Raw genomic sequence first — 21,578 nt, forward strand, 5'->3', positions numbered from 1 at the left:
AACCAGCCGAGGATGATGTTCTTGGCGACACCCCACCGCACCGCGTTCACCCGCTTCGTCGCGCCGACGCCCATGATCGCCGAGGTGATCACATGCGTCGTCGAGATCGGCGCGTGGAAGAGGAACGCCGAGCCGAACATGATCGACGCGCCCGTCGTCTCCGCCGCGAAACCCTGCGGCGGGTCCAGCTCGATGATCTTGCGGCCCAGGGTGCGCATGATGCGCCAGCCACCCGCGTACGTACCCAGCGACAGCATCACCGCGCACGCGATCTTCACCCAGACCGGAATCGGGTCGCCCGCGTCCTCCACGTCGGCGATGACCAGGGCCATCACCACGATGCCCATCGTCTTCTGCGCGTCCTGCAGACCGTGACCGAGCGCCATGCCCGCCGCCGACACGGTCTGGGCGATCCGGAAACCGCGCTTCGCCTTGTGCGGGTTGGCCTTGCGGAAGATCCACATGATCAGGCACATGACCAGGTAGCCCACGATCAGGCCGACCACCGGCGACACGAACATCGGGATGACGATCTTGTCGACGACTCCCGACCAGATCACATCCGTCCCACCGGCCAGCGCCGCACCCACCATGCCGCCGAACAGCGCGTGCGACGACGAGGACGGCAGGCCGAAGTACCACGTGACCAGGTTCCACACGATCGCTCCGACGAGCGCCGCGAAGAGGATCCCCATGCCGCGCGAGCCTTCGGGCGTCGCGATCAGGCCCTCACTGACGGTCTTGGCGACCCCGCTGCCCAGGAAGGCACCGGCGAGGTTCATCACGGCCGCCATCGCGAGCGCCGCCCGCGGCGTCAGCGCGCGGGTCGACACCGACGTCGCGATGGCGTTCGCCGAGTCGTGGAACCCATTGGTATAGGTGAAACCGAGCGCGACACCGATGGTCACGACCAGAGCGAAGGTGTCCACGAAGCTCAGGACTCCTTGACGGCGATGGTCTCCACCGTGTTCGCCACGTGCTCGAACGCGTCGGCGGCCTCTTCCAGCACATCCACGATCTGCTTGAGCTTGAGCACCTCGATCGCGTCGTACTTGCCGTTGAAGAGGTGCGCGAGGAGCTTGCGGTGGATCTGGTCGGCCTGGTTCTCAAGGCGGTTGACCTCGATCCAGTACTCGGTGAGGTTCTCCATGGTCCGCAGATGCGGCATCGCCTCGGCGGTCAGCTCGGCCGCCCGCGCCAGCACCTCGATCTGCTGCTCGACGCCCTTCGGCAGCTCCTCGACGTTGTAGAGGACGACCAGGTCGACGGCCTCCTCCATGAAGTCCATGATGTCGTCGAGGGAGGACGCGAGGGAGTAGATGTCCTCGCGGTCGAACGGCGTGATGAAGGAGGAGTTCAGCTGGTGGAAGATCGCGTGGGTCGCGTCGTCCCCCGCGTGCTCCGCCGCCCGCATCCGTTCCGCGATCTCGGCCCTGGCGGACGAGTCCGCCCCGAGCAGTTCCATCAGGAGCTTCGAGCCCGTAACGATGTTGTCCGCGGACGCGGCGAACATGTCGTAGAAGCTCGTCTCCCTGGGGGTCAGACGAAATCGCACGTGGGGTCCTCGGGGTGCATGGGTTTCGGTCAGGCTGATGCTAGGCGCATCATCCGGCCACGGCTAACCGGCGTCCCTTCAGTGTCGCCCATCAGGCACAGTGTTCCGCACGGCCCCCCACAGCGGTAGACGGGGATCGGTACCATATACCCACGAGGGGTATAGAAAACCTTTCAGGACAACGGGAGGACGCGATGACGACCACCGAGGCGACCGGCCTTACGGTCACGGACCCCGCCACCGACGCGGCCACCCCGGCCGACGGCACACCCGCCGACGACGCCCAGGACCACGACCACGGCGTGCACGGCTACCACAAGCAGAAGGACGAGCACCTCAAGCGGCTGCGCCGGATCGAGGGCCAGATCCGCGGCCTGCAGCGGATGGTCGACGAGGACGTCTACTGCATCGACATACTCACGCAGGTCTCCGCCTCCACGAAGGCCCTGCAGTCCTTCGCGCTCCAGCTCCTGGAGGAGCACCTGCGGCACTGCGTCAAGGACGCCGCCCTCAAGGGCGGGGACGAGATCGACGCGAAGGTCGAGGAGGCCACCAAGGCCATCGCCCGGATGATGCGGACCTGACAGCCCTAGTGGGGCGGGCCACCCCGGCGCTCCACCGACCGGGGGGCCGGGCCCGCGAGCCGGTCGGCCGCCACCCTGAGCACCTCGTCGATCCGGTCCGCACTGAGCCGCTCCCCGTCCGCGGCCGACGCCGCGATCATCAGCTCACCGCACAGCTCGATCTCGGCGAGCGCGACATGGTCCTGGACGGTCGTCGAACTGGGCGGAGCCACGCGCGGTCACCTCTTCCCGGCCGGTGTCGACTTCCTAAGGTAGGGATCGGGACACATTCCGCGCATGGCACGTCCGGACCATTCTTCGGAGGCCGGGAATGGCCCCACGGGGCCGTGCACGGACCACCTGTTTCCGGCCATCACGCCCACGGCGGCCCATCTTCCGCCGCCGCGGAGATTCTGGCCGGATCAGGCCTTGATCTTCCCGGCATAGATGTCCCGCCGGTCCGGCAGCCGTACGTCGACGGGTACGCCGAACCCGTACAGCAGGGTCGTCGACGCGACCGCGACCGTACGGCCCTGGTTCACGACGCTGAACTGGTGCCGCACCTTCCGCAGCCGCCCCTCCGCGTCCAGATAGACGTCGAACGGAACGCTGTCCTTGGCGAACCCTTTCGCCGCGGCCGCGAGCGCCCCGCGCACCTGCGGCGAGGCGGCCTTCGCGGCATGGGCGATGTCGGTGGTCCCCCGGTAGTGCCACACGTCCACCCCGGCGAGCCGCTCCTGTCCCACGTACGACACCTGCCGCGCGCCGCGCAGCAGTTCGGCGGCGGCCGCGGGGTCGGTGGCCCCGCCGGTGACGAGGTTGCCGTCCGCCAGGGTCGTGGTGTCGATCCTGACCCACTTGTCGGCGGGGACGCCCGCGCCGCGGTTCTTCATGTAGAGCGCGCCGGGCGCGAGGAGTTCGGTGATGGGGCGGTGCTCGCTGGCGCCCGCGGCGTCCTTGGGCAGCACGACCTTGAGCCGGCCGACCGCGCGACGGAAGTCATAGCCCCCCTCGCCCCTGATGGTGACCCGCGTCCCGCCGGCCGCCATCTCCATGGACGTCCGCGCCTTGGACGTACCCGCCCTCGCCAGCACGTCCGACGCCGTACGGACCGTGTGCCCGGGGTCCCCGCCGGGCGCGGTCTCCGTCCGGGCCCCGGCCTCGCCGGAACACCCGCTGGCCACGACCCCCACCACGGCGACGGCCGCGGCGACCGCCCCGCACCTGAGCCTGTGCTGCTGCACCACCATCGCCTGCCAACCCCCAACGCGTGACCGCTGTTTGCCCGAGACCACCGCTCGCCCGGATAACGACCACCCGGGCTCCCCGTCACGCCGGACGGGACCCGCGGGCGGGTACCGTGGAGGGGTGCATCAGCAGGCCCCACCCGACGACGCCACCGCCGTCCACCGGACCACGACCGTCGAACGCGGCTCCTTCTGCATGGCCCGCTGCAGCTGCGGCTGGTCGGGCCCGGCCCGCCGCTCCCGCGACCGGGCACGTACGGACGCGACGGGCCACGCCGGGGACGGCGACTGAGCGGCGGGACTCAGGGACGGGGCAGGGGTCGGGGAGGGACCAGCCGGCCTCAGGGACCGGGGGCGGGGACGGGCCGGTCGGCCTCAGGGACCGGGGCTCAGGTCGCGTAGATCCGCAGCAGGGCGGGCTCCGCCCCGCTCAGGCCGCCAGGTCGTTCTCGCCGCTGTCCAGCCGCGGCTCGGGGATGTCCAGGTGCTCGGCCCGCTCCCAGGCGGGGGCCTTACGGGACCGTACGAGCCGACCGGCCAGCTTCGACCCGGCGACGGCCGACACCAGCGGGGTGAGCAGCGCCAGCGCGAGCGGCGCGAGGAGCAGCGCGACGGCCGTGCCGAGCGCGAAGCCGCCGACGACGTCGGTGGGGTAGTGCACGCCCATGTAGACCCGGCAGAAGCCCTCGGCGAGGGCGAGACCGATGGCGGCGAGACCGAACTTCCGGTGGGCGACGAAGAGGCCGACGCCGATGGCCATCGCCATCGTGGCGTGGTCGCTGACGAAGGAGTAGTCGGTCTTGCCCTCCACCAGGACTTCCAGTCCCTGGTGGTCGAGGAACGGGCGCGGCCGTTCCACGAAGCCGCGGATCGGGATGTTCACGAGCAGCGCGATACCGGCGGCGAGCGGCGCCCAGACGAGACCGGCGACGGCGGTCACGGAGTCGCTCAGAGAACCCTGGCGGCGCACGCTCCACCAGCACCAGAGCACGACGAGGACCATCGCGAGCAGGATTCCGTACTCGCCGACGAACTCCATGACGCGGTCGAACCACGTCGGGGCGTCCTTGGCCAGCCCGTTGATGTCGTAGAGCAGGCTGACATCGGGGCTCGAACCATCCGATGCGAGTCCAGCCATCTGCTGCTGCCCCTTGCCTAGTGTTCCAACCCCCGTGGTCAGATGTGGTCAGATGTGGGAACGATCTGCTCCGCTCCCGCGTTCCACTCTCCACCGAAAATCACCATGACGTTATCGAAGAGTGACGCGTTGCCGCAGCTCAGGGCCTTGGGTTTACGGAGAGTTCCGGCCACGTCCGACGGCGTGTCAGACATCGCCGGACATCACGTCCACCGCCGGACATCCCGCCGGAACCCCTCGGACAACCCCGTCGGGCAACCCCTCAGGCCTGCGGAAGCCCCGTCGGGAGCGCGGCCGCCCCCTCCTTCGTCACCCGGGTCGCCCCGAAGTAGTCCGGTGTGTCGATCTTGTCGAAGCGGATCACGGCCCCGGTGTAGGGCGCGTTGATCATGTATCCGCCGCCGACGTACAGCCCCACGTGCCTGATGGCCCGTGAGTTGGTCAGGTCGTCGGAGAAGAAGACCAGGTCCCCGGGGAGCAGCTCGTCGCGCGAGGGGTGCGGTCCGGCGTTGTACTGGTCGTTGGCCACGCGCGGCAGCTCGATGCCGACGGTGCGGTACGCGGCCTGCGTGAGCCCGGAGCAGTCGAACCGCCCGCCCTGCTCGGGCGTTCCGTTGCCGCCCCACAGGTACTTGGTGCCGAGCTTCTTCTGCGCGAAGTAGATCGCCCCGGCGGCCTGCCGCGACGGCTCCACGCGCCCGACGGGGCGGGCGAAGCTCTTCTCCAGGTTCCTGATGATGCGGACGTAGTTCTGCGTCTCACTGATGCGCGGGACGCCGCCCGACTTGATGACCCGGTACGCCCCCGCGTTGTAGGCGGCGAGCATGTTGTTGGTGGGGTCGCCGGGCACCTTCTTCACGTACCCCGCGAGTTCACAGTCGTACGAGGCGGCGGACGGGATGGCGTCGGCCGGGTCCCATACGTCGCGGTCCCCGTCCTTGTCCCCGTCGATGCCGTGGCTCGCCCACGTGCCCGGGATGAACTGGGCGATGCCCTGGGCGTTGGCGGGGCTGACGATCCGGGGGTTCCAGCCGCTCTCCTGGTAGAGCTGGGCGGCGAGCAGGGCCGGATTGATGGCCGGGCAGAGGTTCCCCCACTTCTGCACGAGCCCTTGGTACGCGGCGGGTACGGCGCCCTTGGCCAGCGCGACCGTGCCGTTCTTGCCGCTGCCGGCGCCGCCGATGAGACCGGCGGCGGCGGTGTAGGTGCCGACGACGAGGAGCGCGACGAAGCTGAGGCAGGCCCCGATGGCGATCCCCGTGACCACCCACGCCTTACGCACCGTCAACCACCCCTCGGCTCCTGGCAGTCCACCGCCCATCAGTCTAGGCGGCGCACCCGGATTTCAGGGGTGGACGGGAAGGTGAGGCCGAGAGACCCCCCTCCTCTGTGGTCTGGACCAGTAGCCATTACTGTGTGTCACGCAGCTGGGAAAGCTGCGAGGAAAAGCGCCCGCCGACGACCAACGGCGGGTCGGGCAACACAGGAGATACAGGTGGGGAACGTGGAGAACAGGGCGACCGCTCGCCGAAGCGGAGACGCCGGGGGAACGACCGCCACGGTGGTGTTCATCGCGCTCATCGCGGTGGCCGTCGCGCTGCTCGGCTACATGGTGGCCATCCAGTAGCCGGCTGACTGGCCGACAGGGCGGGGCCGGAGTCGTCGTTTTGACGGTTTCCGGACCCCGCCCTGCGTACGTCACGACGTACGGGCGGGTGTCACGAGATACGGCTGCGCGTCACGCGGTGCACGTCATCAACGAGCTGATCGGGCGTTCCCGATACACCTGCCAGAACGACTCGTCACGCTCCTCGTCCGGCGGCGGCGGAGAGACCGGCTGCCATCCCACCACGGCGAAGCCCGCGTCGCGCGCCGCGCGCTCGAAGTCGGCGAGCTGCCATTCGTAGTGCTGGAACGGTGTGGGCGGCTCGGTCAGGAACTCCATGCGCAGCAGCGGCGCCTCGCCGCTCGGGATCCGCTCGAGCCGGCGTACGCCGTACACCTCCCAGTCGTCCTCGGGTACGGGGGCGGGGTTGGGCACGATCGCCAGCAGACGGCCACCGGCGGCGAGATTGGCGTGAATCGCTCGGAACATGTCCCGCAGCGCCGCCCGGCTCGGCGCGTAGTTGAACAGGTAGACCGCCGTGGCCAGCCCGAAGGGTTCCAGGCGCGGCAGCCGGGCCACGTCGGAGACCAGGTACTCGACCCCGAGCGGCCGGCGGGCCTCGTGTGCCCGGGCGAGGCGGACCATCTCCTCCGAGATGTCCACGCCGAGCACCTTGCGCGCCCCGCGCTCGGCGAGCAGCCGCGTGTTGTACCCGTATCCGCACGCGAGGTCGAGGACGGCCAGGTCCAACACGTCGCCGAGCGCGGCGGCCAGGGTGAAGGTGTCGGCGGCGGAGAAGGCGGCGGTCGACTTCGACTCCTCGAAGCGCGCCCCGATCATGTCGTACTGCTCCATGGCCGGTGAACGCCCCCGGCCGGCCGGACGGCACGGACGCGGCCGCCGCATTGGGCCGGACGTGGGGGCGCCGGCTGGGGGCGGGCAGGGGGCCGGGTGCGCCGCGGCCCGTCAGGGCTTGTGGCCCACTCCCGCGTACATGGCGACCTCCGCGGGCAGCTCGTCGCCCTCCGGGCGCCAGTGCGAGCAGGACACCACACCGGGGTCGAGCAGCTTCAGGCCGTCGAAGTAGCGGGCGACCTGGTCCGGGGTGCGCTGGGTGAGCCGCGGCGTGCCGTGTTCGTTCCAGAAGGCGACGGCCGCGTCGACGTCCGGCATCGCCGGGCTGGTGATGGTGTGGGACAGCACCAGATGGCTGCCGGACGGCAGGGCGTCCATGAGGCGGCGCACGATGTCGTACGACTCCTCGTCGTCCTCGACGAAGATGACCACGCCCAGCAGCATCAGCACGACGGGCCTGCTGAGGTCGAGGGTGCGGGCCGCGCGCTCCAGGATCGTGTCGACGTCGCGCAGGTCGGCGTCGAGGTAGTCGGTGCTGCCCTCGGGCGTGCCGACCAGGAGGGCGCGGGCGTGCGCGAGGACGAGGGGGTCGTTGTCCACGTAGACGACCCGGGACTCGGGTGCCACGCGCTGGGCCACCTCATGGGTGTTGTCGGCGCTCGGCAGCCCCGTACCGATGTCCAGGAACTGCCGGACGCCCGCCTCCGCCGCCAGGTGTCGCACCGCCCGCCCCAGGAACAGCCGGTCGGCGCGGGCGTAGTCGCCTATCCCAGGGTGCAGGGCCCGTATCCGGTCGCCCGCCTCGCGGTCGACGGGGTAGTGGTCCTTGCCGCCGGTCCAGTAGTTCCAGATCCGCGCCGTGTGCGGCCTGCTCGTGTCGATCCTCGATCGGATGTCGTCGGTCACCCGCCCACCGTAACCAACTCCCTTACTCCGCCGCCTCCTTCAGGACTTCGACAGGACTTCGACGAGGCTGGAACAGCTGTCGGCCGCGTGCCCGGCCTCCACTCCTCGCCGGAAGAGGTCGACGACCGCTGCCGGGAGGGTGCCGTCGACGCCCGCGTCCCTGACGGTGTCCAGGACGTGCCGCGCGCTGGCGAGGCCCATGGAGAGCCGGTCCACGGCGCCGGAGTGGTCGCCCGCGTCGACGCGGGGCGTGTAGAACTCCAGGAACTGCGTCAGGTCCAGCGCGCGGGTGGCGAGCGGCAGGATGTCGCCCGCCGTCAGGCCGTGGGCGCCGGCCAGGGCGACCGCCTGCCAGTAGCTGGTCAGGGAGGTCCAGAACATGACCATGTTCAGCTGGTAGAGCAGCGCCGCGAGGCCCGGGTCCTCGCCCCGGTAGTCGGCCGTCGTCAGCGCCTCCAGGGCCGTGCGGTGGGCGTCGAAGACCTCTTTGGGGCCGCTGTAGTACGTGGCGGAGTCGGCGCTGCCGATGCCGGAGGGCGGGGTGAGGACACCGCCGGTCAGATGGGCGGCGCCGCGCGCGGCGGCCCAGGCGGCGCCCGCGCGCGCCTTGTCGGGCGTGTCGGAGCTGAGGTTGACCAGGACGCGGCCGGCGAAGGCGTCATGGTCCAGGCCGCCGAGGGTCGCGTACATCGCGTCGTAGTCGATCACGCTGAGCACCACCAGCTCGCTGGCAGTGACGGCGTCCCGTACGGACTCGGCCCGTACCGCCCCGCGCGCCACAAGGCCGTCGGCGCGGGCCGGGGTGCGGTTCCACACCGTGACGGGGTGCCCGCGGTCCAGGAAGGCACCGGCCATGGCCTGCCCCATGGGCCCGAGACCGATGACGGTGACGGGCCGGCGAGTCGTCTGCGTGGTCTGCGTGGTCTGCGTGGTCTGCGTGGTCTGCCTCGTGTCCATCGATGAAACCCCCTCTAGAACGAACGCTCTATCCAGAGCGCGAACTGACCGTAGCAGCTCTAGAACGAACGCTCTACCCAATAGCGGGATAGGCTTCCGTCATGCCCGCCGCGCAGACCAGCACCCGTGACCGCATCGTCGTCGCCGCCGCCCGCCTCATCCAGCGGCAGGGCTACGTAGGCACGGGCATCAAGCAGATCGCCAAGGAGGCCGAGGCCACCCTCGGCTCCGTCTACCACTTCTTCCCGGGCGGAAAGGAAGCGGTGGCCGTCGCGGCGATGGAGTACGGCCGCGAGGAGTTCGCCGCGGTCCTGCGCACCGCCCTCGACAGCGAGGACGACCCGGCCGCCGCCGTCGAGGCCTGCGCCCGCGTACTGGCGACCGAACTGCGCGCGTCAGGCTGGACGGACGGCTGCCCGGTCACCGCCGCCGCCCTGGAGACCCTCGGCACGGACAACGAGATCCAGCGCGCCTGCGCCACCGCCCTGAGCGCCTGGCAGGCCCAGGTCGCCGACAAACTCCTGCGCTGCGGCCTGCCGGCCCAGGACGCCCACAACCTCGCGGTGACGGTCATCAACACCCTCGAAGGCGCCGAAGTGACCGCCCAGGTCAACCGCGACGACACCCCGCTTCTCCTGGCGGGCCGTCACTTGTCGCGCCTCGTCGCCTCATACCGCTGACCGGGCCCCGCCAACCCCACACGTATGCGCCCCAAAGGTGCACCAACGACAGTCATTGCCCGCAGTCACCCCCCGTGATACACAGAGTGACCATACGGCTCCTCACATACAACCGGTCCACCCACCGCAGGTCAGGGCGGTCGGCTCGGTCACGCGTGCGGGAATCGGGTAAAGAGAGCCGCCAAGTCGGCATACGTGGGCGGTTTCATCAGCGAAGATAGGGTCGACGACCCATGCCATCCGGCAGGGGCGACGAACTACCCAACAGGGGCGGTGAGTTACATGTACCTGGCGGCCGAGAAAGGCGACATCACCACCATCATCGGTGGAATCGCCCCAAACTGGGGGCCCTTCGGAAGCCTGGGCAACGAGGCCCGCGTGATGATCGAGGTCGTGATGGCGGTGGCCATCCTCCTCTGCCTCGGCATCGCGATCTGGGGAGCGGCCAAACAGCGCATCGGCGCGACCGCACTCCGGGACACCTTCAGCGCCGAACAGGGCAAAGGCCTGATCGTGGCGGGCCTGACCGGTGTATTCATCATCGGTTCGCTGGGGACGCTCTTCACCATCGTGTACGGGATGGCCGTCTAGCCACCCCGCGGCCCCCCACTCCCGAGGTTGCGTCTCCCTGATGTCCAGTCACCACACAGCACGGCCCCGACCGGCCGAAGAGAACCCGCCAGCGGAGGAGGGGACGAACCCGTCATGAGCCTCGGCAACGAGAACGACGGCTTCGACGGCATGGGAGGCACGGGCCAGACCCGCACCCGCCTCCCCGACACCGCCGACCCCTACGCCCCCCCACGCCGCCCGGCCCGCACCTCGAGATCGCTCATCACGGTCGTCGGCGTGGTCGTCCTGCTCATCGCGGCCATCGCATTCGCGAACCGTGGCGACGACGGCAAGGACGACTCCGCCGACACCCCGTCCGCCTCCACCACGGCCGCCTCGGGCACGAAACCGGTCGCGGGCAAGAACGGGGGCATCGCGTCGGGGTTCGCCCGGGACGAGCAGGGGGCGCAGAGCGCGGCGGCGAATTACGCGGTGGCGCTGGGTTCTGACGGGATGTTCAAGCGGGTCAGCCGCCACCAGATCGTGGACACGATCTACGCCGCGGAGACCGCAGCCCGCTTGAAGGGGCCTCAGGATGCCGCTTACTCAGCGGACTTCCTCAAGAAGCTCGGACTCGACGCGGACGGAAACCCGCCGAAGGGAAGCACGTTCGTCTCCCGCACGATTCCCGTCGGCACCAAGGTGGACAGCTTCGGCGGTGACACCGCGCGGGTGTCGGTCTGGTACACGGGCCTGATCGGGATGTCCGGCCCCAACTCTACCGACCCGGTGAGTACCGCCTGGAAGACGTGGACCTTCGACCTGCGCTGGGTGGACAAGGGCTGGCGGGTCACCGCAGACAGCCAGAAGAACGGGCCGGCCCCGGTCCCCGGAGACATCGCCGCTTCCAGTTCCGACGAGATCAGCAAGGCCGTCGAGGAGTTCGGAGGCTTCACCTATGCCCGGTAGCCCCAAGCTGGCCCGATCGTTCGTCACCGCGCTCATTGCCGCGCAGACTGCGGCCTTCGTCTTCGCGGCCCGTGCCACCGCGGCACCTACGCCCACCCCGACGCCGTCGCCCAGCACGAGCAATGACCCGTGCGACCTGCTCATCGGCCCTGCCAAGGAGTACTGCGACAGCGGCGCCGGCCCCGCCACCCCCAACCGCTCCCCCGCCGACCCCACCTCCGCCCTCGACCCCCTCTCCTCCCTCGCCCGCGGATGCGCCGACGCCGCCGTCACCATCGTCGACCACCTCTCCACCGCCGTAAAAGAAACCGCCGACGTCGACTTCACCAACCCCACCTTCCTCGCCCGCTACGCCGTCGTCTTCGCCGCCGCCACCTTCCTCACCCTCCTCCTCTGGCTGCTCGCCGTCGCCAAGCGCGCCATCCGCGGCGTCCCCCTCGCCACCGCCCTCTCCGAGGCCATCGGGTTCCTCTGGCTCACCGTCCTCGCCTCCGCCTTCACCCCGCTGATCCTCTACACCGTCGTCTCCGCCACCGACGCCGTCACCGAAGTCATCGCCTCCGGCACCGGCGAGCAGACCGACGTCTTCTTCGGGAGCTTCAAGCAGGCCCTGCAGAAGGGCGAGAACATCGGCGGCGGGCCGATCATGCTGATCATCGTGTCGCTCGTCACCGTGCTCGCCGCCGGTGTGCTATACCTCGAGCTGTTCCTGCGCGCCGTCCTGCTCTACGTCGGCGCCCTCCTCGGCGTCGTCGTCTACGCCGGACTCGTCGACAAGAACATGTGGGGCCACGTCCGCCGCTGGGCCGGCATCATGATCGCCGTCATTCTCGTGAAGCCGGTCATCGTGATCGTCCTCGGACTGGCCGGCGCGCTCTCCTCCGGCGACGGGCCGAACTCCTTCTCCGCCGTCGTTTCCGGGCTCGCCATCATCCTGCTGGCCATCTTCGCCTCCGCGATGATCTATCGCTTCGTCCCCGGCTTCGGCGACGAGATCATCGCCTCCCGCAACAACCGCCTCCACCAAGGCACCGAGAACGCCGCCGCGGCCGTCATCTCCTCGCCCGCCGCCCTCGTCTCCCAGGGCATCAAGACCCACAGCACCCGCGCCGAAGGCGGCGGTGGTGGCAGCGCCCGGCCCGGCAACCCGCTCGCCGGCGGCGTCGCCGCGCACAGCGCCCGTACGTCCACAGCCCCGGGTGGCGGAGCCGGTGGCGGATCCGTCCCTTCCGCCGCGCCCCCGCCCCGTAGCGGCTCCAGCCCCACCACAGGCACCCCGCACAGCAACCGCAAGAGCTCAGGCACAGGACCCACAGGAGGTGGAGGGCGTTGACGACCCAGTCCCATCCGGTCACGCCCCGCCGTACGTATCTCATCGGCCGGGCCAGGCCGAACGCGATCGTCGGCAAGAACCGCGAGACCGGCGAGATCGCGCTGATCATCGCCGGCGCGTTCCTCGGCATGATGAGCGGACTGCTGGTCCCCGTCCTGTCCCTGCGGATCGTGCTGCTCATGGGCTTCCCGCTGCTGGCGCTCGCCGCCGTCTACGTCCCGTACAAGCAGCGGACCTTCTACAAGTGGTTCGAAATCAACCGCAGCTACAAGCGGTCCCTCAAGCGCGGCACGGCCTACCGTTCCGGCGCCGTCGAGGCCGGCACCCGCCTCGACGGCCGGGAGATCGAGGTCGGCCCGCCTCCCGGCATCGGCCGGATCAGCTGGCTCTCCGCCCCCTTCGGCCCCGACGAGATCGCCGTACTGCTGCACGCCGACCGCCGCACGGTGACCGCCGCCATCGAGATCGAAGGCCCCGGCGTCGGGCTGCGGGACAGCGAGGACCAGGAAGCCCTGGTGGACCGTTTCGGCACGCTCCTCAAGCATGTCGCCAACGGCGACGGCTTCGTGACCCGCCTTCAGATGCTCGCCCGCACCCTCCCCGCCGACCCCGACGCCCACGCCAAGGACGTCGCCCAGCGCGGTGACCGCGACGCCCCGGCCTGGCTCCAGGATTCGTACGACCAGCTCCAGTCGATGGTCTCCACCTCCAGCGAGCAGCACCGCGCCTACCTCGTCGCCTGCATGCACTACACCCGCGACCTCGCCGCCGAAGCCCACGCCATGGCCCGCGCCGCCGCCCACGCCTCCGGCCGCAAGCGGCTCGACAAGGACGCCGGCCTCGCCGTCGTCATGGCCCGTGAGCTCACCGACATCTGCGCCCGGCTCGCCGAGGCCGACATCCGGGTCCGCCAGCCACTCGGCCAGAGCCGACTCGCCTCCCTCGTGCACTCCATGTACGACCCGGACCACCCCATCGACCACATCCAGGCGATGACGAAACGAAACGCTTGGCCGGCCGAACTGGACGCCATGGAGCCCACCTACCTCCAGGCCAAGACCCGCGAATCGTCCACCCGCGCCCCCTGGTGCCACGCCACCGCCTGGGTGAAGGAGTGGCCGATGACGCCGGTCGGCGTCAACTTCCTCGCCCCGCTGCTCGTCCACACCCCCGACGTCATCCGTACGGTCGCCGTCACCATGGACCTGGAGCCCACCGAGGTCGCCATCGAGCGGATGCTGACGGAGAAGACCAACGACGAGGCCGAGGCCTCCCGTCAGGCGAAGATGAACCGGACCGTCGACCCCCGTGACATCGCCGCGCACGGCCGACTCGACCAGCGGGGTGAAGATCTCGCCAGCGGCGCGGCAGGAGTCAATCTCGTCGGGTACATCACTGTGTCGTCGCGTTCGCCCGAGGCCCTGGCCAGGGACAAGCGGACGATCAGGGCCTCGGCCGGCAAGTCGTATCTGAAGCTGGAGTGGTGCGACCGCGAGCACCACCGGGCCTTTGTGAACACCTTGCCGTTCGCGACCGGCATCCGCCGATAGGGGCCAGACCGATGCGAGATCCGCTGTCCGTCCTCACCGAAGCCTTCACGTCCTTCCTCTTCGGAAAGGTCGAGACGACCCGGCTGCCCGTCCGCACCTCCACGGGCCAGGCCCAGGCCGTCTACCTGCCGACCGCCGCGCCCGGCCTCGGCGACTCCGGCGTGATCATCGGCCGCGAGGTCTACAGCGGCAAGGGCTACATCTACGACCCCTTCCAGCTCTACGGACAGCAGCTCCCCGCCCCGCACTGGCTGGTCCTCGGCGAGTCCGGCAACGGCAAGTCCGCGCTGGAGAAGACCTACGTCCTGCGGCAGTTGCGGTTCAAGGACCGCCAGGTCGTCGTCCTCGACGCCCAGGGCGAGGACGGCGTCGGCGAGTGGAACCTCATCGCCCAGCAGCTGGGGATAACCCCCATCCGGCTCGACCCGATGGTCGCCGTCGACGACGGCATCCGCCTCAACCCCCTCGACCCCTCCATCACCACCACCGGCCAGCTCGCGCTGCTGCGGACCATCATCGAGGTCGCGATGGGCCACGGCCTCGACGAGCGCTCCGGCTTCGCCCTCAAGGTCGCCCACGCGTACGTCAACGAGACGATCACGGACCGGCAGCCCGTCCTCACCGACATCGTCGAGCAACTCCGCCACCCGGAGCCGGAGTCGGCGGAGGCGATGAACGTCGACATAGACGACGTACGGGCCTGGGGCCTGGACGTCGCCCTCGTCCTGGACCGGCTGGTCGACGGTGACCTGCGCGGCATGTTCGACGGCCCCACCACCGTCGGCATCGACCTCGACGCCCCGCTGATCGTCTTCGACCTCTCCCACATCGACCGCAACTCCATCGCCATGCCGATCCTGATGGCGATCGTCGGCGTCTGGCTGGAGCACACCTGGATCCGCCCCGACCGGAAGAAGCGCATCTTCCTGGTCGAGGAGGCCTGGCACATCATCAACAGCCCCTTCGTGGCCCAGCTCTTCCAGCGTCTGCTCAAGTTCGGCCGACGCCTCGGCCTGTCGTTCGTCGCGGTCGTCCACCACCTCTCCGACGTGGTCGACGGCGCCGCGGCGCGGGAGGCGGCGGCGATCCTCAAGATGGCCTCGACCCGGACCATCTACGCCCAGAAGGCGGACGAGGCCAGAGCGACAGGACGGGTGCTCGGCCTGCCCCGCTGGGCCGTCGAAATCATCCCCACACTCACCCCCGGCATCGCCGTCTGGGACGTCAACGGCAACGTCCAGGTCGTCAAACACCTCATCACCGAGGCCGAACGCCCCCTCGTCTACACCGATCGCGCCATGACCGAGTCGTCGTCCAACGACCCGGAGCTGGAATGGGAGACGGAACAGCGCGCTGCCCTGATCGAACAGCAGCAGCTGAGCGAGTCCCCCGAATCGACGGTGGCCTGACGCATGCCGCCCAGGGAGGAACGGGGGATCCCCGACAGTCTGCTGGTGGGCCTGCTGGGCCTCCTGTTCGGTCTGACGCTCATGGTGTGGACGGCCACGGGCGTCGCGGGGCTCCTCGCGCAGGGCGCGTGGCCGGACGGGGTGACCTTCACCAACACCCCCTTCGCCATGCGCGACCTCGTGACCCGGCCCGACGACCTCCCGGCCGCCTGGCCGGAGACCCCGGCCGGCCAGCTGTCCGGATACGGACTGTTCTGGGGCCTGCTCATCGGCGAAGCGATGGTGCTGGTGGTCCTGACGGTGTTCGTGCTCGGCACGCTGGCGCGCTGGCGGGCGGTACGGGCGGCGCGCCGCGCGGAAGCCAAGGCCGAGCCCAGGCCGGTACGGGCCGAGGCCGGCCCCGTACCGGCAGAGTCCAGGACCGTACCGGCCGCAGTGCCCGCGCCCAGTCCCGTACAGGCGGAGTCCAGGACCGTACCGGCACAGCCGCAGCCGCCTCAGCCCGAGCCCCAGCACCAGCCGGCGTACGAGGCCGTGCCGGCCGCCGAGCCCGCGACCCTCGCAGCCCCCGCGCCCGACCCGATTCAGGAACCCGTCACCGCGGCGGTGACCGTCCCGGCCCCCCGGACCCGTACCCCCCGCCTCCTCTACGGCGACGCCACCACCCGACGCCCCTCCGCCCTCCAGGCCATCCACGACGCCGAAGGCCCAGCCCTCGTCGTCACCTCCGACCCCACCCTGTGGAGCGACACCAAGGACGCCCGGACCAAGCTCGGCCCCGTCCTCGTCTACGACCCCGGCCACCTCTGCGACACCCCCGGCCGCCTCCACTGGTCCCCCGCCACCGGCTGCGAGGACCCCGACACCGCCCAGGAACGGGCCGTCGCGCTCCTCGCCCCTGTACGTCCCCACGCCCGGCTCGACGCCGCCGTGGCCGACACCGCGGAAACGCTCCTGCGCTGCTGGCTGCACGCCGCCGCCGTGGACGCCCGCCCCTTCAAGCAGGTCCACCGCTGGGCGCAGGGCGCGGGCGCGCACGAGCCCGTACGGATCCTTCGTACGCACCCCAAGGCCGCGGGCGGACAGGCCGGGCTCCTGGAGTCGTCCCTGACCGCCCACCCGGAACGCCGCGAAATGGCTCAGGAGTTGACGAGCCGGGCGCTCGCCGCGCTTTCGTCGGTCCACATCAGGGACGCCTGCACCCCGAATCGAACGGATTCGCTCACGTTGGAATCTTTCGTGCACGAGGGGGGCACTCTGTATGTGGTGGGTGAAGCAATCGAGGACCCGCGCTCCCGCCCCGGCGCGATGCCTCTGCTGACCGCACTCGCCTCAAGCGTGGTCGAGCACGGCCGCCGCATGGCCGCACGGTCATCCGACGGTCGGCTCGACCCACCAATGACGCTCGTCCTCGACGACGTCGCCGCCGTGGCTCCGCTTCCCCGGCTTCCGGAGCTGCTGGCAGCGGGCCAGGAGCAGGGCCTGCCCGCCCTGGTCCTGCTCCGCTCGCGCGAACAGGGCCGCTCCCGCTGGCCGGACCCGCTGCCCCAGCCCTGAGACCGAGCGCGCCGGGAGAACGCGTACGACGCGGGCCCGGGCGCGCGGCTGATGCGAGGCCGGCGCGGGCCCGGCGCGCGGCCGGTGCGAGGCGGCGCCTTCACCGGCGCGTACGCCCCCTCGCCGCGCCGCCGACCCTGTGCACCCCGGCCATGCAGGCCCGCCATGGAGGCCGCTAGCCGGCCCGCCTCAGCTCGTACTCCTTCTCCCGCGCCCCCTCGTCCCCGGGCACCCCCACCGTCTCTCCGCTCTCTACGAACCCGAAGCGCCGATAGAACGCCTCCGCCCGCGGATTGTCCTCGTGCACATAGAGCCGCACCCGCTGGATCGCCGGCTCCGGAAGCGACCACGACCATTCCACCGCCGCCCGGAACAGCTCGTCCGTCACCCCGGTCCCACGCGCCTCGGGGCGTACGTAGACAGCCACCAGATGCGTCTGGTCGACGCTCGCCGGCTCGCCGAAGCGCGGCTCCTCGCCCGGTCGCTCGACCAGCACCGACACCGTCCCCTCCCAGCTCCCGTCCGGCGCCTCCGCGACGAACTGTCGCACCGACGTGCCATCCGCCGCCCCGGCCGTCCGCTCCTGCCAGAAGGAGTCGTCACGGGCGACAGCGCTCTCGTATGTCTCCAGGAACGCCACCGACGCCACCGGATCCCGCAGCGCCGCCAGCCGCAGCTCGCGGGCCTTCTCCCACTCGTCGGCCCTGATGGCCCGTATCACGTGTTCCATGACGGAATCCTGGCCAGCACCCGCCCGCGGGGCAACCGCATTCCCCCGGGCCCTCTCCGGCCCCCGTCGTACCCGGGTACTACACCCCCCGCCCAGCGGCCATCCCAGGTCGGACGATCCGCCACCCCCCGATCCCTACCGTCGAAAACATGATCCGCGCCTACGAACTCACCAAGAAGTACGGCGACAAGACCGTCGTCCAAGACCTCGACTTCACCGTCCACCCCGGCAGCGTCACCGGCTTCCTCGGCCCCAACGGTGCCGGCAAGTCCACCACCCTGCGCATGCTCCTCGGCCTCGACGCCCCCACCGGCGGCCGCTCCACCGTCGGCGGCCGCGCCTACGCCGGCCACCCCGCCCCGCTCACCGAGGTCGGCGCCCTGCTGGAGGCCCGCTCCGTGCACCCCGGCCGCTCCGCCTTCAACCACCTCATGGCGCTCGCCCACACCCACGGCATCCCCCGCCGCCGCGTCGAGCACGTCCTCGACCTGACCGGCCTCACCGACGTCGCCCACCGCCGGATCAAAGGCTTCTCCCTCGGCATGGGCCAGCGCCTCGGCATCGCCGCCGCACTCCTCGGCGACCCGGCCACGGTCATCCTCGACGAGCCCGTCAACGGCCTCGACCCGGAGGGCGTCCTGTGGATCCGCAACCTCCTCAAGTCCCTCGCCGCCGAGGGCCGTACGGTCTTCGTCTCCTCCCACCTCATGAGCGAGATGGCCCTGACCGCCGACCACCTCGTCGTCATCGGCCGCGGTCGGCTCCTCGCCGACACCACCGTCGCCGCCCTCGTACGGGACGCCGGCGGCCGCTCGGTCAGAGTCGTCACCCCGGAGGCCGACCGGCTCCTCGGCCTCCTCACCGCCGAGCCGCACGTACGCGTCACCCGCACCGTCGACAGCCTCCAGGTCACCGGCGCCGAAGCCGCCGACATCGGCCGCACCGCCGCCGCCCACGCCATCCCGCTCGTCGAGCTCACCCCCCAGACCCCGTCCCTGGAGCAGGCCTTCATGGACCTCACCCACGACTCGGTGGAGTACTCCGCCACCCTGGAAGGTGCCGCGGCATGACCACCACCACCGCCCTCCACCGGATCACGCCCGCCCGTGTCCTGCGCTCCGAGTGGCACAAACTCTGGACCCTGCGCTCCACCTGGATCACCGTCCTGTCCGCGGCCACGCTGGTCCTCGGCGTCGGCATCCTCATGGGCGCCACCTACACCAGCGACGGCGGCGACTCTGACGTCGACACCGTGATCCTCACGCTCTACGGATCCCAGCTCGGCGGCGTCTGCCTCGCCGTCCTCGGCATCCTGGTCACCGCGGGCGAGTACGCGACCGGAATGATCCGCTCCTCCCTCACCGCCGTACCCACCCGCCTCCCCGTCCTGTGGGCGAAGGCCGCCGTCTTCACCTCCACCGTCTTCGTGATCTCGCTGACCACCGCCCTGATCACTTTCCTGACCGCGCAGCTCTTCCTCAACGACACCGACCAGGCCGCCTCCCTCACCGACCCCGGCGTCCTCGGCGCGGTCGCGGGCAACGCCACAGGCGTCACCCTCCTCGCCGTCGTCGCCCTCGGCCTCGGCGCCGCGCTCCGCTCGGTCCCGGGCGCGATCGGCGCCTTCATCGGCGGCGTGATGGTCCTGCCCGAGGTGCTCGGCATGCTGCCGTACGACGCCGTCGACACCGCCATCAAGTACTTCCCGACCCAGGCCGCCGGCGCCCTGGGCTCCGCCGACCCGCTCCCGAACGCCGCGACCCCCGGGGCCGCCCTGCTCGCCCTGATGCTCTGGGCCGCGGCCGCCCTGCTCGTACCGGCCCTGTTGCTCAAGCGCCGCGACGTATGAGGATGACCGCGTGACCACGGAGACGACGAAGGGCGCCCCGGACCAGGAATGGACCGCGGGCGCCCCGCCGCTGAGCCAGTACATCCAGCGGAAGGTCCAGCACGTACGCGCCGTCGACCGCCGCCGCCCCTGGCTCTGGGACACCCTGCTGACCCTCTTCTGGACGTTCGCCGCCCTCGTGGACGCGTCCGGCGGCTGGCGCAACCTGGCCCGTGACCAGAGCGTGCCCGTCTGGCTCGTCGTCTCGATGAGCCTCGCCTTCTCCGTGCCCCTGCTGTGGCGCCGCCGTCACCCCATGACGGTCCTGACCCTCATGGCGGCCACAGCCGTCGTGAACACCTGGTCGGGCGCCTTCCTCCAGGCCAACTTCCTCCAGGCCGTCATCGTCTTCAACATCGCCCTGCACCTGCCCCTGCGCACACTGTTGTGGACGATCGCCCCGATCACCCTCCCGCTCGTGATCGGCGCCGCCCGTCACCCGCAGGGCAGCTGGGACCAGCAGGTCGTACCGACGATCTGGGCGTACGCCATGGTCGCCCTGCTCGCGGTGGCCGTCCGGTCCCGCCAGGACTACACGGCCGCCCTGGTCGAGCGGGCCCGCCGCCTGGAGGTGGAACGCGACCAGCAGGCCCAGCTCGCCGCCGCTGCCGAACGGACCCGTATAGCCCGGGAGATGCACGACATCATCGGCCACCACCTCTCCGTCATCACCGGCCTCGCCGACGGCGGCTCCTACGCGGCCGCCAAGAGCCCCGAACGCGCCGCCCAGGCCCTCGGCGCCATCGGTACGACCAGCCGCCAGGCCCTCGACGAACTCCGCCGCCTCCTCGGCGTCCTGCGCGACCAGCCCCCGGAGGCCGTACGCGCCCCACAGCCCACCCTGGACGACCTCGTCTCCCTGATCGACGGCGTACGGACAGCGGGCCTTCCGGTACGCCACCACGTCCACGCCCCCGCCGGCCCAGCTCCTTTGTCCGCCGGGCGTCAGCTCACGGTGTACCGGATCGTCCAGGAGGCCCTGACGAACACCCTCAAGCACGGCGGCCCGGCGGCAACGGCGGAAGTGGCCCTCTCCTACGGAGAGGGCCAGTTGGAGGTCGTCGTGACGGACACCGGTCGACGGACGGACGTTGACGACTCGACAGGGACAGGGCCAGGTCAGGGACTTGCGGGTATGCGGGAGCGCACTTGGCTCTATGACGGCACACTCGAAGCCGGCCCGCTGCCGACCGGCGGCTGGCGCGTCCATCTTCGACTGCCCCTGGAGGACACCCCGTCGTGACGACCGTGCTCATAGCGGACGATCAGCCGATGCAACGCTTCGGCTTCCGCATGCTGTTGGAGAGCCAGGACGACATGACCGTCGTCGGCGAGGCCGGCAACGGCGCCGAGGCGATCCGCCTGACCGACCAGCACCACCCGGACGTCGTCCTGATGGACATCCGCATGCCCGGCCTGGACGGCATCGAGGCCACCCGCCGCATCGTCGCCACGGGCGAGCGCACCCGCGTCCTGATCGTGACGACCTTCGACCTCGACGAGTACGCCTACGAGGGCCTGCGCGCCGGCGCCAGCGGCTTCCTCATCAAGGACGCCCTCCCGGAGGAGCTCCTCTCGGGCATCCGCGCGGTCGCGAGCGGCGACGCGGTGGTCGCCCCGAGCCTGACCCGACGCCTCCTGGACGCGTACGTACAGCACCTCCCGCCCACCCCTGGTTCGCCGACCACCTCACCCGCCATGGACAGCCGGATCGCCTCGCTCACGGAACGGGAGCGGGAGATCCTCACGGTCATCGGCCAGGGCTGGACGAACACGGAAATCGCGGAACGCCTGCACCTCGCGGAATCGACGGTGAAGACCCACGTGAGCCGCATCCTGGCGAAAACGGGAGCACGGGACCGGGTCCAGGCCGTGATCCTGGCGTACGACACCCAATTGGTGACCCCGGCCTGATGGATGGCTGGTGGTGAAATTGGTGATGAAATTGGTGGTGAACGCAGGAAAGCCCCGCACCATAAGGTGCGGGGCTTTCCCACAATGATTGCTCGGCGGCGTCCTACTCTCCCACAGGGTCCCCCCTGCAGTACCATCGGCGCTGAAAGGCTTAGCTTCCGGGTTCGGA

24 protein-coding genes and 1 rRNA gene are annotated in these 21,578 nt (G+C 70.5%); 14 read left to right on the forward strand and 11 right to left on the reverse strand.

The genetic code is table 11. The features are described from left to right. Both IEZ01_RS27935 and IEZ01_RS27940 read right to left on the reverse strand, forming a co-directional pair. On the reverse strand, window positions 1–929 hold a 929-nt coding region (locus IEZ01_RS27935; protein WP_189204379.1), incomplete at its 3' end, for an inorganic phosphate transporter. 5 nt (window positions 930–934) lie between these two features. Next, entirely contained in the window at window positions 935–1,555 is a 621-nt protein-coding gene (locus IEZ01_RS27940; RefSeq protein ID WP_189204381.1) for a DUF47 domain-containing protein, read from the reverse strand. 194 nt (window positions 1,556–1,749) lie between these two features. On the opposite strand from IEZ01_RS27940, the gene IEZ01_RS27945 reads away from it, so the two are divergent. Continuing rightward, a complete protein-coding gene (locus IEZ01_RS27945; protein ID WP_019887543.1) occupies window positions 1,750–2,139 on the forward strand; it encodes a metal-sensitive transcriptional regulator in 390 nt (129 codons plus the stop codon). A 5-nt stretch (window positions 2,140–2,144) separates the two neighbouring features. On the opposite strand, the gene IEZ01_RS27950 is transcribed toward IEZ01_RS27945, so the two are convergent. Both IEZ01_RS27950 and IEZ01_RS27955 read right to left on the reverse strand, forming a co-directional pair. Beyond that, window positions 2,145–2,351: a hypothetical protein gene (locus IEZ01_RS27950; RefSeq protein WP_189204383.1), complete on the reverse strand. Its 207-nt coding sequence runs from the start codon at window positions 2,349–2,351 to the stop codon at window positions 2,145–2,147. 189 nt (window positions 2,352–2,540) lie between these two features. After that, complete coding sequence (locus tag IEZ01_RS27955; protein WP_189204385.1) at window positions 2,541–3,368, reverse strand: SCO4651 family lipoprotein; 828 nt, start codon at window positions 3,366–3,368, stop codon at window positions 2,541–2,543. Between the two features lie 118 nt (window positions 3,369–3,486). Between IEZ01_RS27955 and IEZ01_RS27960 the strand changes: the two genes are divergently transcribed. Then, window positions 3,487–3,657, forward strand: a complete 171-nt coding sequence (locus IEZ01_RS27960) for a hypothetical protein (protein ID WP_019887546.1) — start codon at window positions 3,487–3,489, stop codon at window positions 3,655–3,657. Window positions 3,658–3,795: 138 nt separating this feature from the next. On the opposite strand, the gene IEZ01_RS27965 is transcribed toward IEZ01_RS27960, so the two are convergent. Both IEZ01_RS27965 and IEZ01_RS27970 read right to left on the reverse strand, forming a co-directional pair. Continuing rightward, entirely contained in the window at window positions 3,796–4,503 is a 708-nt protein-coding gene (locus IEZ01_RS27965) for a phosphatase PAP2 family protein (protein WP_189204387.1), read from the reverse strand. A 262-nt stretch (window positions 4,504–4,765) separates the two neighbouring features. After that, window positions 4,766–5,785 (reverse strand): C40 family peptidase, encoded by a 1,020-nt coding sequence (locus IEZ01_RS27970; RefSeq protein WP_028797707.1) that lies wholly within the window; start codon window positions 5,783–5,785, stop codon window positions 4,766–4,768. A gap of 222 nt (window positions 5,786–6,007) precedes the next feature. On the opposite strand from IEZ01_RS27970, the gene IEZ01_RS35750 reads away from it, so the two are divergent. Further along, window positions 6,008–6,130, forward strand: coding sequence for a hypothetical protein (locus tag IEZ01_RS35750; protein ID WP_267907308.1), 123 nt, complete (start codon window positions 6,008–6,010; stop codon window positions 6,128–6,130). A 111-nt stretch (window positions 6,131–6,241) separates the two neighbouring features. Here the strand turns inward: IEZ01_RS35750 and IEZ01_RS27975 are convergent, their stop codons facing one another. The 3 genes from IEZ01_RS27975 to IEZ01_RS27985 form a co-directional block, all read right to left on the reverse strand. Next, entirely contained in the window at window positions 6,242–6,964 is a 723-nt protein-coding gene (locus IEZ01_RS27975) for a class I SAM-dependent methyltransferase (protein ID WP_229833253.1), read from the reverse strand. 111 nt (window positions 6,965–7,075) lie between these two features. After that, window positions 7,076–7,870 (reverse strand): SAM-dependent methyltransferase, encoded by a 795-nt coding sequence (locus tag IEZ01_RS27980; protein WP_189204389.1) that lies wholly within the window; start codon window positions 7,868–7,870, stop codon window positions 7,076–7,078. Between the two features lie 39 nt (window positions 7,871–7,909). After that, window positions 7,910–8,827: an NAD(P)-dependent oxidoreductase gene (locus tag IEZ01_RS27985; RefSeq protein ID WP_189204391.1), complete on the reverse strand. Its 918-nt coding sequence runs from the start codon at window positions 8,825–8,827 to the stop codon at window positions 7,910–7,912. A gap of 101 nt (window positions 8,828–8,928) precedes the next feature. Here IEZ01_RS27985 and IEZ01_RS27990 point away from each other — a divergent pair, with 101 nt between their 5' ends. The 7 genes from IEZ01_RS27990 (at window position 8,929) to IEZ01_RS28020 (ending at window position 16,877) form a co-directional block, all read left to right on the forward strand. After that, the gene (locus tag IEZ01_RS27990) at window positions 8,929–9,507 is read left to right on the forward strand and encodes a TetR/AcrR family transcriptional regulator (protein ID WP_019887556.1); all 579 of its coding nucleotides are present in this window, start codon (window positions 8,929–8,931) and stop codon (window positions 9,505–9,507) included. Window positions 9,508–9,789: 282 nt separating this feature from the next. Further along, window positions 9,790–10,098 (forward strand): DUF8827 family protein, encoded by a 309-nt coding sequence (locus tag IEZ01_RS27995; protein WP_017945892.1) that lies wholly within the window; start codon window positions 9,790–9,792, stop codon window positions 10,096–10,098. A 114-nt stretch (window positions 10,099–10,212) separates the two neighbouring features. Next, window positions 10,213–11,028 carry a DUF8175 domain-containg protein gene (locus tag IEZ01_RS28000; protein WP_019887559.1) on the forward strand — a complete coding sequence of 272 codons (816 nt, stop codon included), beginning with the start codon at window positions 10,213–10,215 and terminating at the stop codon, window positions 11,026–11,028. Continuing rightward, complete coding sequence (locus IEZ01_RS28005; RefSeq protein WP_019887560.1) at window positions 11,018–12,361, forward strand: hypothetical protein; 1,344 nt, start codon at window positions 11,018–11,020, stop codon at window positions 12,359–12,361. The genes IEZ01_RS28000 and IEZ01_RS28005 overlap by 11 nt, the downstream gene beginning before the upstream one ends. Further along, window positions 12,358–13,911: an SCO6880 family protein gene (locus tag IEZ01_RS28010; RefSeq protein WP_019887561.1), complete on the forward strand. Its 1,554-nt coding sequence runs from the start codon at window positions 12,358–12,360 to the stop codon at window positions 13,909–13,911. The genes IEZ01_RS28005 and IEZ01_RS28010 overlap by 4 nt, the downstream gene beginning before the upstream one ends. A gap of 11 nt (window positions 13,912–13,922) precedes the next feature. Next, a complete protein-coding gene (locus IEZ01_RS28015) occupies window positions 13,923–15,320 on the forward strand; it encodes an ATP-binding protein (RefSeq protein WP_019887562.1) in 1,398 nt (465 codons plus the stop codon). A gap of 3 nt (window positions 15,321–15,323) precedes the next feature. Next, complete coding sequence (locus IEZ01_RS28020) at window positions 15,324–16,877, forward strand: P-loop NTPase family protein (protein WP_189204393.1); 1,554 nt, start codon at window positions 15,324–15,326, stop codon at window positions 16,875–16,877. Between the two features lie 175 nt (window positions 16,878–17,052). On the opposite strand, the gene IEZ01_RS28025 is transcribed toward IEZ01_RS28020, so the two are convergent. Then, a complete protein-coding gene (locus tag IEZ01_RS28025; RefSeq protein ID WP_189204395.1) occupies window positions 17,053–17,607 on the reverse strand; it encodes a GNAT family N-acetyltransferase in 555 nt (184 codons plus the stop codon). A 149-nt stretch (window positions 17,608–17,756) separates the two neighbouring features. Between IEZ01_RS28025 and IEZ01_RS28030 the strand changes: the two genes are divergently transcribed. Genes IEZ01_RS28030 through IEZ01_RS28045 form a run of 4 tightly spaced genes read left to right on the forward strand, consistent with a single transcriptional unit; the run spans window position 17,757 to window position 21,409 of the window. Continuing rightward, window positions 17,757–18,677: an ATP-binding cassette domain-containing protein gene (locus IEZ01_RS28030; protein ID WP_189204404.1), complete on the forward strand. Its 921-nt coding sequence runs from the start codon at window positions 17,757–17,759 to the stop codon at window positions 18,675–18,677. Beyond that, window positions 18,674–19,456, forward strand: coding sequence for an ABC transporter permease (locus IEZ01_RS28035; RefSeq protein ID WP_019887567.1), 783 nt, complete (start codon window positions 18,674–18,676; stop codon window positions 19,454–19,456). The genes IEZ01_RS28030 and IEZ01_RS28035 overlap by 4 nt, the downstream gene beginning before the upstream one ends. 10 nt (window positions 19,457–19,466) lie before the next feature. Next, window positions 19,467–20,738, forward strand: coding sequence for a sensor histidine kinase (locus IEZ01_RS28040; protein WP_189204407.1), 1,272 nt, complete (start codon window positions 19,467–19,469; stop codon window positions 20,736–20,738). Further along, a complete protein-coding gene (locus tag IEZ01_RS28045) occupies window positions 20,735–21,409 on the forward strand; it encodes a response regulator (protein ID WP_189204409.1) in 675 nt (224 codons plus the stop codon). The genes IEZ01_RS28040 and IEZ01_RS28045 overlap by 4 nt, the downstream gene beginning before the upstream one ends. A 90-nt stretch (window positions 21,410–21,499) precedes the next feature. Here IEZ01_RS28045 and rrf read toward each other — a convergent pair. After that, a 5S ribosomal RNA gene (gene rrf, locus IEZ01_RS28050) occupies window positions 21,500–21,578 on the reverse strand; the annotation flags it as partial.

It is taken from the genome of Streptomyces purpureus (assembly GCF_014648195.1).
Taxonomy (GTDB): domain Bacteria; phylum Actinomycetota; class Actinomycetes; order Streptomycetales; family Streptomycetaceae; genus Streptomyces; species Streptomyces purpureus.

Excerpts from the sequence above, each read along its gene's own strand:
- IEZ01_RS27990 (WP_019887556.1), top strand. The coding sequence starts at position 8,929 with ATGCCCGCCGCGCAGACCAGCACCCGTGACCGCATCGTCGTCGCCGCC.
- IEZ01_RS28025 (WP_189204395.1), bottom strand. The coding sequence starts at position 17,607 with ATGGAACACGTGATACGGGCCATCAGGGCCGACGAGTGGGAGAAGGCC.
- IEZ01_RS27995 (WP_017945892.1), top strand. The coding sequence starts at position 9,790 with ATGTACCTGGCGGCCGAGAAAGGCGACATCACCACCATCATCGGTGGA.
- IEZ01_RS27955 (WP_189204385.1), bottom strand. The coding sequence starts at position 3,368 with ATGGTGGTGCAGCAGCACAGGCTCAGGTGCGGGGCGGTCGCCGCGGCC.
- IEZ01_RS27945 (WP_019887543.1), top strand. The coding sequence starts at position 1,750 with ATGACGACCACCGAGGCGACCGGCCTTACGGTCACGGACCCCGCCACC.
- IEZ01_RS28015 (WP_019887562.1), top strand. The coding sequence starts at position 13,923 with ATGCGAGATCCGCTGTCCGTCCTCACCGAAGCCTTCACGTCCTTCCTC.
- IEZ01_RS27965 (WP_189204387.1), bottom strand. The coding sequence starts at position 4,503 with ATGGCTGGACTCGCATCGGATGGTTCGAGCCCCGATGTCAGCCTGCTC.
- IEZ01_RS28005 (WP_019887560.1), top strand. The coding sequence starts at position 11,018 with ATGCCCGGTAGCCCCAAGCTGGCCCGATCGTTCGTCACCGCGCTCATT.
- IEZ01_RS28000 (WP_019887559.1), top strand. The coding sequence starts at position 10,213 with ATGAGCCTCGGCAACGAGAACGACGGCTTCGACGGCATGGGAGGCACG.
- IEZ01_RS28020 (WP_189204393.1), top strand. The coding sequence starts at position 15,324 with ATGCCGCCCAGGGAGGAACGGGGGATCCCCGACAGTCTGCTGGTGGGC.
- IEZ01_RS28030 (WP_189204404.1), top strand. The coding sequence starts at position 17,757 with ATGATCCGCGCCTACGAACTCACCAAGAAGTACGGCGACAAGACCGTC.
- IEZ01_RS27985 (WP_189204391.1), bottom strand. The coding sequence starts at position 8,827 with ATGGACACGAGGCAGACCACGCAGACCACGCAGACCACGCAGACCACG.
- IEZ01_RS28035 (WP_019887567.1), top strand. The coding sequence starts at position 18,674 with ATGACCACCACCACCGCCCTCCACCGGATCACGCCCGCCCGTGTCCTG.
- IEZ01_RS27975 (WP_229833253.1), bottom strand. The coding sequence starts at position 6,964 with ATGGAGCAGTACGACATGATCGGGGCGCGCTTCGAGGAGTCGAAGTCG.